The organism is Stenotrophomonas sp. INTA L402-1, from assembly GCF_059295135.1.
In genome coordinates this window covers 24,654-37,601 of sequence record NZ_JCAFWP010000008.1, presented here as the reverse complement: position 1 = coordinate 37,601, position 12,948 = coordinate 24,654, and the positions used below count along the sequence as shown (strand labels likewise).

Sequence of the window (12,948 nt, the reverse complement as noted above, 5' to 3'; positions counted from 1 at the left end):
GCCGGCGGCCGGCACTACCGCAGCAACAGCTTCAACAACCCCGCAATCTTCGAATACGGCGGCCGCAGCCGGTCGCTGGCCGCCCAGCGCGACTGCCACAGCACCGGCAGTCGCTTGCTCATTGCATCGAACCCGGCCCGGCCGTGGTACGCGCCCATGCCGCTGGCCCCCACCCCGCCAAACGGTAAACCATCGGCGGCGAAGTGCAGCAGCGTGTCATTCACCGTCACCCCGCCGGCCACCACCTGGCCGAGGATGCACTCCACCGTCGCCATGTCGTGGCTGAAGGGATACAGCGCCAGCGGCCGGTCGCGGGACAGCACGTCGGCCAGCGCCGCATCCAGATCCGGGTACGCCCGCACCGGCAGGATCGGCCCGAAGATCTCCTCGCGCATCAGGTCCAGGTCGTCCGGCGGGTCCAGCACCACGGTCGGCACCAGCAGGCGCTCACGGTCGGCACGCGCATCATCCACCTGCGCCAGCGGAATCACCGGCACGCCACGCTCGCGCGCCTGTGCCAGATAACTCTGCAGTCGCTGGTACTGGCCTTCGTTGATGATGCGGGTGTAATCGCCGGCATCGCTGAAATCGCCGTAGCGCTCGCGCACCTGCTGCTGCAGCGCCTGCACGAACTCGCGCTGGCGTGCGGTGTCGATCAGCACATAATCCGGCGCGATGCAGGTCTGGCCCGCGTTGAACCACTTGCCGGTGGCCAGCCGCGCTGCGGCAGTGTCCAGCGGGAAATCGCGGCAGACGATGGCCGGCGACTTGCCGCCCAGCTCGAGCGTGACCGGCACCAGATGCTCGGCCGCGGCGGCCATCACCTTGCGGCCGACGGCCGTCGAGCCGGTGAACAGCAGATGGTCCAGCGGCAGCGAGGACACCGCCGCGGCCACATCCGCCCCACCCTGCACCACCGCCACGCGATCGGGCGGGAACACACTGGCCAGCAGATCGGCCAGGAACGCACTGGTGTGCGGCGTGTGTTCGGAGGGCTTCAACAGCACGTGGTTGCCGGCGGCAATCGCGGTGGCCAGCGGCACTAGTGCCAGCGTGACCGGGTAGTTCCAGGGCGAGATCACCCCGACCACGCCCAGCGGCGTCGGCCGCAGCTGCGCGCGCGCCGGCCACAGCCGCCAGCCCGCCCCCACCCGCTGCGGCTTCGACCAGCGGCGCAGGTGGCGGCGCAGGTGGTCGATGGCCGACAGCACGCTCATGCCATCGGCCAGCTTCGATTCGACGTGGGCGCGATGGCCGAAGTCCTCGGCGATGGCCTGGGCCATTTCGTCCAAGCGCGGCTTCAGTGCCTCGCGTAGACGGCGCAGGTCATTCTCGCGCTGGTCCAGCGATGGACGCTGCGACTGCCAGGCACTGCGCAGGGTGTGCAGGATGGCGGGGAGGTCTGCCGGCGTGGTGGTGGTCATGGCCCGACTATACGGCGTGCTGTGCAACGCAATGGTAGTGCCGGCCGCTGGCCGGCAGCCCCATGGATCTCCGGCAGGCATCGTGTATTTGCCGGCCAGCGGCCGGCACTACCAAAAAGAGGGCCGCGGTCTGCACCGCGGCCCCCGGAACCCGGTGGGTGCCGACCGTTGGTCGGCACGCCGGTTACTTGGTGATATCCACGTCCTTGGTCTCGCGCAGGAACAGGCCGCCGATCACCACCGACATCAGCGCGATGATGATCGGGTACCACAGGCCGTAGTACAGGTTGCCGGTACCGGCCACCAGCGCGAACGAGATCGCCGGCAGGAAGCCACCAAACCAGCCGTTGCCGATGTGGTACGGCAGCGACATCGAGGTGTAGCGGATGCGGGTCGGGAACAGTTCGACCAGGTAGGCGGCGATCGGGCCGTAGACCATGGTCACGTACAGCACCAGCAGCCACAGCATGAAGATCGTGCCGGCGATGTTGATGCGGGCACCATCGGCCTTGGCCGGGTAGCCGGCGGTGGTCAGGGCGGTCTTCAGTTCCGCACCGAAGGCATCGGCCTTGGCCTTGCCGTCTTCCTTGGTCAGGCCGGCGGCCTCATACGAGGTGACGCTGGCACTGCCCACGTTCACCATCGCCAGCGAACCGGCGGCGGCGGGCTGCACGTCGTACGGCACACCGGCCTTGGTCAGCGCGGCGGTGGCCACGTCGCAGGAGCTGGTGAACTTGCGCAGGCCCACCGGATCGAACTGGAACGAGCAGGTGGCCGGATCGGCAACCACCAGCGCCGGCGAGTTGGTGCGGGCTTCTTCGATGGCCGGGTTGGCGAAGTGGGTCAGGCCCTTGAAGATCGGGATGTAGGTGACGGCGGCCAGCAGGCAGCCGGCGAGGATGATCTTCTTGCGGCCGATACGGTCGGACAGCCAGCCGAAGAAGATGAAGAACGGCACGCCCAGCGCCAGCGCGGCCGCGATCAGCAGGTAGGAGGTGGTGGCGTCGACTTTCAGCATGCTGCTGAGGAAGAACAGCGCGTAGAACTGGCCGCCGTACCAGACCACGGCCTGGCCGGCTGCGGCGCCGAGCAGGACCAGCAGCATCAGCTTCAGGTTGCCGCCCTTCAGGCTGTCACGGAACGGCGTCTTGGAGCCCTTGCCCTCGGACTTCATCTGCTGGAACAGCGGCGACTCGCTCAGCTGCAGACGGATCCACACGGACACGCCCAGCAGCAGGATCGAGACCAGGAACGGAATACGCCAGCCCCAGGCTTCGAAGGCCTCATTGCCGAGGAAGTAGCGGCAGGCCAGGATGATCAGCAGCGACATGAACAGGCCGAGCGTGGCCGTGCACTGGATGAAGCTGGTGTACAGGCCGCGCTTGTCGTCCGGCGCATGCTCGGCCACGTAGGTGGCGGCACCGCCGTACTCGCCGCCCATCGCCAGGCCCTGGGCCAGGCGCAGGATGATCAGGATCACCGGTGCGGCGAAGCCGATCGAGGCGTAGTTGGGCAACACGCCGACCAGGAAGGTCGAGATGCCCATGATCAGGATGGTGACCAGGAAGGTGTACTTGCGGCCGATGCGATCGCCGAGGCTGCCGAAGAAGGCCGCGCCGAACGGACGCACGAAGAAGCCGGCGGCGAAGGCCAGCAGGGCGAAGATCATGCCCGTGGTTTCATTGACGCCACTGAAGAACTGCTTGGCGATGATCGCTGCAAGCGAGCCGTACAGGAAGAAGTCATACCACTCGAAGACCGTACCGAGGCTCGAGGCGAAGATGACTTTCTTGTGGCCCTTGGTCAGGGTGCCCGCCGCATTGTGCGGGCTGGATGCAGTGCTGGACATGGGACGTTTTCCCTCTGTAGATGCCGACCTGGGTCGGTGGGTGCCGACCGTTGGTCGGCACACAATTCGGTAGGTGCCGGCCTTGGTCGGCACCCTATCTCGGTAGGTGCCGGCCGCTGGCCGGCACGCTCTTAGAAGCTGTACTTGGTGGTGAACTGCAACCGGGTGATGTCACCCTTGTTGCCGTTCTCCACTTCGCGACGGCCGTACATCAGCTCCGCACCGATATCGACCTTGGGCAGCGGCGAGTAGAAGATGTTGCCGCGGATGCTCTGCACGCTTTTGGTCACCAGCGGGCCGAGGATGCTGTCGTTGTCGTAGTCGCTGCGCGCGTAGATCAGGTTGGTGCGCAGCTTCGGCGAGAACGCATGCCGCCAGCCCACGTAGCCGGCAAGCACGCCGGTCGGGTTGAGCTCGTCGCGGGCAACGTCGTAGGCACTGTCGGCGGTGATGCCCAGGCCGATGTAGCGGGCGATGCCTTCGCCGCCGGTCAGCTGGTAGTGCAGCGAATCGCTGTCGCCCATCACCCACTTGCCGCCCAGTGTCAGGCCGCCGGCCACCTTGTCGGCCTTGGCGCCGGTGGCCTGGTTGTCGACCTTCAGCTGGCGGACGATGCCGCCGACACCGAAGGTGCCCCAGTCGCCCTTCCAGCCATAGCGCATGGTCAGATCAGGCAGGCTGCCACGATCGGAGTTGGCGCTGGCGTTGGTCCAGGCGCCGGTGACCGGGTTGCGGGTACCGGTGAGCGTGGTGGTTTCCGGGTTTTCCAGCGCGACGCTGAAGCCGCCCTGGGTGTAGCGCACCTGGGCCTGGCGCACGAAGATCACGCCGTCGGTGGGGCCGACGAAGTCGACCGCTTCCGGCAGTGCGGCCGCGTCCATGAAGTTGGACCAGGTCTGGCCGGCCATCCAGTTGTTCCAGTACATGTAGGCGTGGCGCAGGGTCACACCGTAGGTATTGGTCGCGGTCTGGTTGCCCAGCGAGTTGCCGAAGAAGTCCATCTCGAAGAACGCACCGGCCTTGTTGCCCGATTCGCTCACGTTGTCGATGCCCAGGTTGAAGCGCGAGAACTTGGCGTGGGCGTTGAAATCGGTGCCCGAGCGCTTGCCGCTGCCACCGGCGCCTTCCACCGGGGTCTGGCCCGGCAGGTACAGCGAGCGGCCGGTGGCGTCGTCGGCCAGCTGGCCATCGCTGGTCTGGGTGGCGAGGAAATCGGCCTTGATGAAGCCGCCGATCTTGACCGTGGTACCCGGCGCGGCGCCCGGGGTGATGGTGGTGACCTGGATCGGCTGCTTGCCCGCCGGCACCGAGGCGACCGGCTTCTGCTCGGCCTGCACCGTGCGGACTTCGGTCACCGCCTGCTGGGTCTGGCTGATCTGGGTCTGTTGTTGTTGCTGCGAAGACAGCAGCAGCTGGACCTGGCGTTCCAGTTCGGCAACGCGTGCTTCCAGCGCTTTCTCTTTGGCGGTCTCAGCGAACGCCATGCCCGGTGCGACCAGGGCGACCAACAGGCAGGCCGCCAAAGGTTTGCGCACGGCTTTCAACGTACGGTGGCTCATGTTGCCCTCTCTCCCAAGTGGCAAGGTGATGCCGCGCGTGGGGCACGGTCGAGCCGAGACTGCGGGGCGATTATGTATAGCGGCTATTCGCCATTGGTCGAACCCGGCCCTGCTGGGCGCTCACTTTCGACCATGGTCTAACCAGAGTGGTGACGCGGCCGGGGGTGGATGGGGCAAACTGAAGGGGATCGGTCGCTGCGATGCTGCGACCGCACATACAAAGTCAACGTGCAAGTGAGGGTGCCATGGCTGATATCTACCCCGTCGATCCGCAGTTCGCCGCCAAGGCACGCATCGACAAGACGTCGTACGAACAGCAGTACCAGGCTTCGGTGACCGACCCGGATGGTTTCTGGGGCAAGGCCGCCGAGCGCCTGGAGTGGATGCGCAAGCCGACGAAGATCAAGAACGTCAGCTACGACCTGTCCGATTTCCACATCAAGTGGTTCGAAGATGGCGAGCTCAATGCCAGTGTGAACTGCCTGGACCGCCAGCTGGAGAAGCGTGGCGACAAGACCGCCCTGCTGTTCGAGCCGGATGGCCCGGATGCACCGGCGCAGCACGTGACCTATCGCGAGCTGTACGAGCGCACCTGCCGCCTCGGCAATGCGCTGCGCAACCTCGGGGTCAAGAAGGGCGATCGGGTCACCATCTACCTGCCGATGATCGTCGACGCCGCCGTGGCCATGCTGGCCTGTGCGCGCATCGGTGCGATCCACTCGGTAGTGTTCGGTGGCTTCGCACCGAACTCGATCGCCGACCGCGTCAGCGACTGCCAGAGCAAGCTGATCATCACCGCCGACGAGGGCCTGCGCGGTGGCCGCAGGATTCCGCTGAAGGCCAACGTCGATGCTGCGCTGAAGCTGCCCGGCACCAATACCGTGGAAACCGTGCTGGTGGTGCGTCACACCGGCGGCGCGGTCGACATGCAGGCGCCGCGCGACCGCTGGTTCCACGATGTGGTGGACAGCCAGCCGGCCACCTGCGAGCCGGAACGCATGAACGCGGAAGACCCGCTGTTCATCCTCTACACCTCCGGTTCCACCGGCAAGCCGAAGGGCGTGCTGCACACCACCGGCGGCTACCTGCTGTACGCGGCCTACACCCATGAAGCGGTGTTCGACCTTCGCGAGGACGACATCTACTGGTGCACCGCCGACGTCGGCTGGGTCACCGGCCACAGCTACATCGTGTACGGTCCGCTGGCCAACGGCGCGACCTCACTGATGTTTGAAGGCGTGCCGAACTACCCGGACACCTCGCGCTTCTGGAACGTCATCGACAAGCACAAGGTGTCGATCTTCTACACCGCCCCGACCGCCATCCGCGCACTGATGCGCGAAGGCGAGGAGCCGGTGAAGAAGACCTCGCGAGCCTCGCTGCGCCTGCTTGGCAGTGTTGGCGAACCAATCAACCCGGAAGCCTGGCGCTGGTACTACGAGGTGGTCGGCGACAGCCGTTGCCCGATCGTCGATACCTGGTGGCAGACCGAAACCGGCGGCATCCTGATCTCGCCGCTGGCCGGCGCGATGGACCTCAAGCCGGGCTCGGCCACCCTGCCCTTCTTCGGCGTGCAGCCGGCGCTGGTCAACGCCGATGGCGAGATCCAGGACGGCCCGACCGAGGGCAACCTGATCATCCGTGATTCCTGGCCGGGCCAGATGCGCACGGTGTACGGCGACCATCAGCGCTTCATCGATACGTATTTCCGCACCTACCCGGGCAGCTATTTCACCGGTGACGGTTGCCGCCGCGACGAAGACGGCTACTACTGGATCACCGGCCGCGTGGACGATGTGATCAACGTGTCCGGCCACCGCATCGGCACCGCCGAAGTGGAAAGCGCTCTGGTCTCGCACCCGAAGGTGGCGGAAGCGGCCGTGGTCGGCTTCCCACACGACGTGAAGGGCCAGGGCATCTACGCCTACGTCACCCTGGTGGCCGAAGAGGCTCCGAGCGACGAGCTGCAGAAGGAACTGGTCGCCTGGGTACGCAAGGAGATCGGCCCGATCGCCACGCCGGACCACCTGCAGTGGGCGCCGGGCCTGCCGAAGACCCGCTCGGGCAAGATCATGCGCCGCATCCTGCGCAAGATCGCCGAGAACGCACCGGACCAGCTTGGCGACACCTCGACCCTGGCCGATCCGTCGGTGGTGGCGTCGCTGGTGGACGAGCGCAAGGTGCGCTGATGGTGTGACCGCAGGCGCAGGACGCGCCAAGGACGTGGCCGGGAGGAGGGACCCGGCCGTGTCCGAACCGTCCTGCACCTGCCATCACGTCGCTCTTTTTCCTGATCGATAAGCTCGACCCATGACCACCCTCCTGATTGCCGATGACCACCCGCTGTTCCGCGAAGCCCTGCGTGGGGCGGTACAGCGGGTCATCCCCGGCGTGCAGCTGTTCGAAGCCGACAGCGTGGAAGCGCTGTACGCGCTGGCCGACCAGCACAACGACGCCGACCTGGTCCTGATGGATCTCAACATGCCCGGTGCGCAGGGTTTCAACGCGCTGGTGCACATGCGCTCGCTGCATCCGCAGCTGCCGGTGGTGGTGGTGTCCGCGCGCGAAGAAGCCACGGTGATGCGCCGCGCGCTCGACCACGGCGCGCTGGGCTTCATTCCGAAGTCTGCGGATTCTGACACCATCGGCCACGCGCTGGGCACCATCCTCGATGGCGAGACCTGGGCACCGCCGGAAGCGCACAACGTGCCGCCCACCGGCAGCGAGGAACGCGAAGTCGGCCAGCGCCTGCGCGAGCTGACCCCGCAGCAGTTCCGCGTTTTGCAGATGCTGGGCGCCGGTCGCTTGAACAAGCAGATCGCCTACGACCTCAACGTGTCCGAAGCGACGATCAAGGCCCACGTCACCGCCATCCTGCGCAAGCTGGGCGTGACCAACCGCACCCAGGCCGTGCTGATGGCCGGCAAGCTGGCGATCGACGACGACGCCATCGTGCTGCCGCCGGAAGAAGACTGAAGGTAGTGCCGGCCGCTGGCCGGCATTGGCCTGAAACCGCCTGAAATCGCTTCGGTAGGTGCCAGGCTTGCTTGGCACTTTTGCCCAGCCCCGCCGATGACGCAATCAGCTCTGGCGGGATGATGGATTCGGTCTCAAGCTGGAAGTTCCAACTTCCCGCCCGGAACGATGGACACCTGGACACTGATCGATACCGACGGCTTGAAGATTGGTGTAGTCCAGTGCTTCCGATATGAATCCTGGCGCGTGAGTGGCAGGTTCATGCCTGATCTCGGCTATTCAAGGTACCAGCGGCTCTTCGCCGATCTTGAATATGCAGCCAATGAGCAGTTGTTCACCCATGTCGACGATCTCGAGAGAAGCATCGCTGCATTGCGCATTCGTGCAGTGGGGCCCAGCGGGGAGGACGATCCGCAGCGGGTTGCGAATCTGCAGATCATGCGTGACTGGTGTCAGTTCCAGATCAGTTCAATGACCCGCCCAGCCGTTGAGCAACCTCTCGCCCTGCCCTCAACAGAATCGAAAGTATCCGCACGTTGATCGCTTTCGTTCGCGAAGGCTGTCCGGATGGTCCCAGGCCTCCAGGCATGGCACAGCACCATCAGGCACTGCTCCGGTAGGTGCCAAGCTTGCTTGGCACGCTTTTGACGTTGCACCTGCCGGCCAGCGGCCGGCACTACCAGGCACCGCTGCGCTCTCGATATAGCCATCGCTATACAAACCAGCCCTGCCTGCGCGTTTCGCTGGAAATGCGCCGTGCATGAATCGCGATGCTAAGCTGCGCGTCCCCTTGGGGAGTAGCCGGATTCCTACGCAGGAATCGTCCACGTCAACATACTCGGCCAGTGCGCCGTGGCGTGGACAACCATGATGGTTGGCGAGACCAGCGGCCCGCGCGCGCAACGTCAGGTTGGGCGCGAGCGCAGGCCGTGCGTCCGTCCTAGCCCGACCTCAGCCGCCGCCCATGTCCCCCATTTCGATCCTCCTGATCGGCTTTGCCATGTCCACCGATGCCTTCGCCGCTGCAATCGGCAAGGGTGCGGCCATGCGCAAGCCGGTGTTCCGCGATGCACTGCGTGCCGGCATCATCTTCGGCGTCATCGAGGCGATCACGCCCATCATCGGCTGGCTGCTCGGTCGGGCCGCCCTGCAGTACGTCGAAGCCTTCGACCACTGGATCGCCTTCGGCCTGCTCGGCGCACTGGGCATCCACATGATCTACAACGGCCTGCGCCCGGACAGTGCCGACGAAGACGAAGACCCCTCACAGCACCACGGCTTCTGGAAGCTGGCGCTGACCGGTTTCGCCACCAGCATCGACGCGATGGCGGTGGGCATCGGCCTGGCCTTCATGGACGTGCATATCGGCGTGATGGCCGCGGTGATCGGCCTGTGCACGCTGACCATGGTCACCGTCGGCATCATGCTCGGCCGCGTGCTGGGCAGCATGGTCGGCAAGCGTGCCGAGATCATCGGCGGCGTGATCCTGGTGATCATCGGCGCGACGATCCTGTACGAACACCTGCATGGCCTGGGGTAACGCTTCCGCGATTACGTGGTTGCCGGCCAGCGGCCGGCACTACCAGTGCATCACATCCACGCATGGCGTGGATCTACTGCCAAGCGGCCGTCACTACTGCGCATCGCGCAGCGCGCCCAGGAAGGCGCGCAGCGAGGCCGGCTTGATCGGCTTGGTCAGCACGCGGTAGCCGCGTTCGCGCGCCATCCGCTTCAGCTCGTCGCGACCATCGGCGGTAAGCAGTGCGCCCGGCAGCGGGTAACCGGCCGCCTCGCGCAGCGCCACCAGCGCATCCAGGCCATCCATGCGGTCGTGCAGGTGGTAATCCACCAGCATCACCTGCGGGCGCTCGACGATCTTCTCCAGCGCCTGGTCGACGGTGGCCGCAGTGATCACCTGCACTTGCCAACGGCCCAGCAGTGCGCGCATGCCGTCGAGGATCTCCTCGTCGTTGTCCACGCACAGCACACGCAGGCCCGCCAGCGAATCGCTGCGTACTGGCGCGGGGACGGTCTGTGCGGGTGTGGCCAGCTCGGTGTAGCCCGGCAGCGGCGCCACCCGCGGCAGGATGATCGAGAACATCGAGCCCTTGCCGACCCGGCTGCGTGCGTTCAACCGATGGTCGAGCAGGCGCGAGATGCGTTGGCAGATCGACAGGCCCAGGCCCAACCCCTGTTCGCCCCAGTCGAATGGTTGCTGGTAGCGGTGGAACTCGTCGAAGATCTGACGCATATGGTGCTCGGGAATGCCGGGGCCGGTATCCCACACCTGCAGTTCCACTTCATCGCCGCGCTGGCGCACGGCCAGCACGATGCGACCCTGGCGGGTGTAGCGCAACGCATTGGCCAGGAAGTTCTGCAGCACGCGGCGCAGCAGGCGGCGGTCACTGCGTACCCATGCCGGGCGCGCGAACAGGTCCAGGCGCAGGCCACGGCCGGCCGCGACCGGGGTGTACTGCGCGGCCAGTTCGCGCATCAGCGCACTCACGTCGAACTCGCCGATCACCGGGTGCAGGCCACCGGCATCCAGCCGCGACACATCCAGCAGGCCATCGAGCAGCTCTTCGGCCGCACGCAACGAAGCGTCCACACGCTCGGCCAGATGCTTCTGCTCGTCACTCACGTGATCACTGTCGCGCAGTGCCGAGGCGAACAGGCGCGCAGCGTTCAACGGCTGCAGCACGTCGTGGCTGATCGCCGCCAGGAAACGGGTCTTCGACTGCTGCGCGACCTCAGCCTCATGCGAGCGCTCGGCCACGCGCTGTTCCAGCGTCTCGTTGGCTTCCAGCAGTGCTTTTTCCGCGTGCTTGTAGTCGGTGATGTCGTTGTAGCTGGTCACGTAACCGCCGCCGGGCAGCGCCTGGCCACGCATCTCGATCACCTTGCCATCGCTGCGGGTGCGCTCGAACACATGCGGTGAACCGGCACGCATGTAGCCGATGCGGCGGTTGATCTGCACTTCGATATCACCCTCGCCCAGCTCGCCGCGCTCCGCGTTGTAGCGGATCAGGTCGGCCACCGGGCGGCCCACGTAGAGCATGCCGTCGGGGTAGCCGAACATGTCCTGGTAGCGGCGATTCCATGCGGTCAGCCGCATGTCCGGATCGACCACGCTGACCCCGGCGCTGATGTTCTCCAGCGTGGTCGACAGGATTTCGCGGTTGAAGCGCAGCTCCTGCCCGGCTTCGTCCAGCACGGCCACCACTTCGCCCAGATCCATGCCCGAGCCACGCAGCAGGCTGGTCAGCAGCAGGCGTGCCGACGCCGCACCGATCGAGGCGGCCAGCAGGCGCTCGGTGAACTGCACCCACGGCCGGTCCGCGGGCGCCGAGGATTGCAGCTCGCGGCCCAGCGACTGCGCCTGCTCGAAGAACGAACGCCGCGCATGGCGCTCGCCAACCACGCGCGAGGCCAGTGCCAGCAGGTCACCCACGTGCACGTGACCGGGCCAGCCACCGGCCACCGACGGACGCTCGGCATACGGATCGAGGAACGGCGCGGCGCGAAGCCGCTCGTCGACACCGGGCCGCCAGCGCGCGGACACCAGCATCATCGTCGCCGCGTTGACCAGCAGTGACCAGAAGGTGCCGTGGGTCAGCGGATCCCAGCCGGTCATGCCGAACAGCTGCTGCGGGCGCAGCCACTCGATGCCGAACGGGCCGTGCTGCACCCATGCGGCGTCGACCCAGCCGGCCATGGTCATCGCCGGCAGCAGCAGGGTGTACAGCCAGGTGGCGAAGCCGAGCAGCATGCCCACCTCGACGCCGCGCCGGCTGGCACCGCGCCAGTACAGGCCGCCGATCAGGCCGGGCGCGAACTGCGCCACCGCCGCGAACGCCATCAGGCCGTACGAGGCCAGCGTGCTGTCGTTGCTGCTGGTGCGGTAGTAGCTGTAGGCCATCAGCGCCAGCAGCAGGATCGCCAGGCGGCGGATCCACAGCACGCGCGAGGCGACGTCGGCGGCCTCCTGATGGTCGCCACTGCGACGCAGCAGCACCGGCATCACCAGATCGTTGCTGACCATGGTGGCCAGCGCGATCGACGACACGATCACCATGCCGGTGGCCGCCGAGAAGCCGCCCACATAGGCGATCAACGCCAGCGCATTGCGGCCTTCGGCCAGCGGCAGGGCCAGCACCATCGAGTCGTCGGCGACGCTGCCGCCGGTACCGAACAGGGTCACGCCGGCGGTGGCGATCGGCAGCACCATGCCCGAGATCAGCACCAGGTAGCCGCCGAACATCCAGCGCGCGCGGCGCACATCGCGCACGTCACCGCACTCGACCACCGCCACGTGGAACTGGCGCGGCAGGCAGATGATGGCGAGGAAACTGAGCAGGGTCTGCGAGATGAAACCCACCGGCGGCAGGCCGGTGAACAGCGTATGCACCGACTCGACCACCGCGTCGGTGCGGTTGCTCAGCCACAGGTAGGCGAACACGCCCACGGCCAGCATCGCCAACAGCTTGATCACCGATTCGAAGGCGATCGCCAGCATCATGCCGTGATGGTGTTCGGTGGCATCGACCTGGCGGGTACCGAACAGGGTGGCGAACAACGCCATCAGCAGCGCCACGTACAGCGCGGGATCGGTGAAGAAGCCGGTCGGGCCGGTGTTGCCGGTCAGCACCTGCAGGCTCATCGCCACCGCTTTGTACTGCAGGGCCAGGTACGGAATGATGCCGATCAGCGCGATGATCGCCACCAGCGCCGCCAGCCGCCGCGAGCGGCCGAAGCGCGAAGAGATGAAGTCGGCGATGGACACCACGTTCTGGCTGCGCGCGATCAGCGCCAGGCGCTCGATGATGCGCCAGCCGAACAACAGCAGCAGCAGCGGGCCGATGTAGATCGGCAGGTAGCCCACGCCGTTGCGCACGGCGGTGCCGACCGCGCCGTAGAACGTCCACGACGAGCAGTACACGGCCAGCGCCAGGCTGTAGACCACCGGCCGCAGCCACGGCCGGTCGGGATACATCGGCCGACGGTCACCCCACCACGCCACGCCGAACAGCAGCGCGGCATAGGCAACCGAGACCAGCAGCAGGATCCAGCTGGAGACCACGCGCGCGTTTCCGTCAGGACAGGGGCCAGTAGATCACGACCGTTGGTCGTGAGGGTAGGT

The 12,948-nt window shown here is 66.4% G+C and carries 8 protein-coding genes and 1 riboswitch; of the genes, 4 read left to right on the top strand and 4 right to left on the bottom strand.

Annotated features, from left to right (window positions below; all coding sequences use genetic code 11):
- Positions 1-14: 14 nt before the first annotated feature.
- From AC5O77_RS07110 to AC5O77_RS07100, 3 genes are all read right to left on the bottom strand, one after another.
- The gene (locus AC5O77_RS07110; protein WP_494506635.1) at positions 15-1,424 is read right to left on the bottom strand and encodes a coniferyl aldehyde dehydrogenase; all 1,410 of its coding nucleotides are present in this window, start codon (positions 1,422-1,424) and stop codon (positions 15-17) included.
- Between the two features lie 184 nt (positions 1,425-1,608).
- Positions 1,609-3,273 (bottom strand): MFS transporter, encoded by a 1,665-nt coding sequence (locus tag AC5O77_RS07105; RefSeq protein ID WP_494506634.1) that lies wholly within the window; start codon positions 3,271-3,273, stop codon positions 1,609-1,611.
- Positions 3,274-3,404: 131 nt separating this feature from the next.
- Positions 3,405-4,832, bottom strand: a complete 1,428-nt coding sequence (locus AC5O77_RS07100) for a DcaP family trimeric outer membrane transporter (protein ID WP_049399159.1) — start codon at positions 4,830-4,832, stop codon at positions 3,405-3,407.
- A gap of 245 nt (positions 4,833-5,077) precedes the next feature.
- On the opposite strand from AC5O77_RS07100, the gene acs reads away from it, so the two are divergent.
- The 4 genes from acs to AC5O77_RS07080 all read left to right on the top strand — a co-directional run bounded on the left by acs (position 5,078) and on the right by AC5O77_RS07080 (position 9,348).
- Positions 5,078-7,021 (top strand): acetate--CoA ligase, encoded by a 1,944-nt coding sequence (gene acs / locus AC5O77_RS07095; RefSeq protein ID WP_049462254.1) that lies wholly within the window; start codon positions 5,078-5,080, stop codon positions 7,019-7,021.
- A 121-nt stretch (positions 7,022-7,142) separates the two neighbouring features.
- Positions 7,143-7,808: a response regulator transcription factor gene (locus tag AC5O77_RS07090; RefSeq protein ID WP_005420420.1), complete on the top strand. Its 666-nt coding sequence runs from the start codon at positions 7,143-7,145 to the stop codon at positions 7,806-7,808.
- Between the two features lie 168 nt (positions 7,809-7,976).
- A complete protein-coding gene (locus AC5O77_RS07085) occupies positions 7,977-8,348 on the top strand; it encodes a hypothetical protein (protein WP_478445240.1) in 372 nt (123 codons plus the stop codon).
- A 246-nt stretch (positions 8,349-8,594) separates the two neighbouring features.
- Positions 8,595-8,684: riboswitch (yybP-ykoY riboswitch) on the top strand.
- A gap of 88 nt (positions 8,685-8,772) precedes the next feature.
- On the top strand, positions 8,773-9,348 hold the full coding sequence (locus tag AC5O77_RS07080) for a manganese efflux pump MntP (RefSeq protein ID WP_032128462.1): 576 nt from the start codon (positions 8,773-8,775) through the stop codon (positions 9,346-9,348).
- A 93-nt stretch (positions 9,349-9,441) separates the two neighbouring features.
- Here AC5O77_RS07080 and AC5O77_RS07075 read toward each other — a convergent pair whose 3' ends face one another.
- The gene (locus tag AC5O77_RS07075) at positions 9,442-12,888 is read right to left on the bottom strand and encodes a hybrid sensor histidine kinase/response regulator (protein ID WP_494506633.1); all 3,447 of its coding nucleotides are present in this window, start codon (positions 12,886-12,888) and stop codon (positions 9,442-9,444) included.
- Positions 12,889-12,948: the final 60 nt, after the last annotated feature.

Bases quoted from the DNA above. Each gene is read 5' to 3' on its own strand.
- AC5O77_RS07110 (WP_494506635.1), bottom strand. From the start codon at position 1,424: ATGACCACCACCACGCCGGCAGACCTCCCCGCCATCCTGCACACCCTG.
- AC5O77_RS07105 (WP_494506634.1), bottom strand. From the start codon at position 3,273: ATGTCCAGCACTGCATCCAGCCCGCACAATGCGGCGGGCACCCTGACC.
- AC5O77_RS07100 (WP_049399159.1), bottom strand. From the start codon at position 4,832: ATGAGCCACCGTACGTTGAAAGCCGTGCGCAAACCTTTGGCGGCCTGC.
- acs (WP_049462254.1), top strand. From the start codon at position 5,078: ATGGCTGATATCTACCCCGTCGATCCGCAGTTCGCCGCCAAGGCACGC.
- AC5O77_RS07090 (WP_005420420.1), top strand. From the start codon at position 7,143: ATGACCACCCTCCTGATTGCCGATGACCACCCGCTGTTCCGCGAAGCC.
- AC5O77_RS07085 (WP_478445240.1), top strand. From the start codon at position 7,977: ATGGACACCTGGACACTGATCGATACCGACGGCTTGAAGATTGGTGTA.
- AC5O77_RS07080 (WP_032128462.1), top strand. From the start codon at position 8,773: ATGTCCCCCATTTCGATCCTCCTGATCGGCTTTGCCATGTCCACCGAT.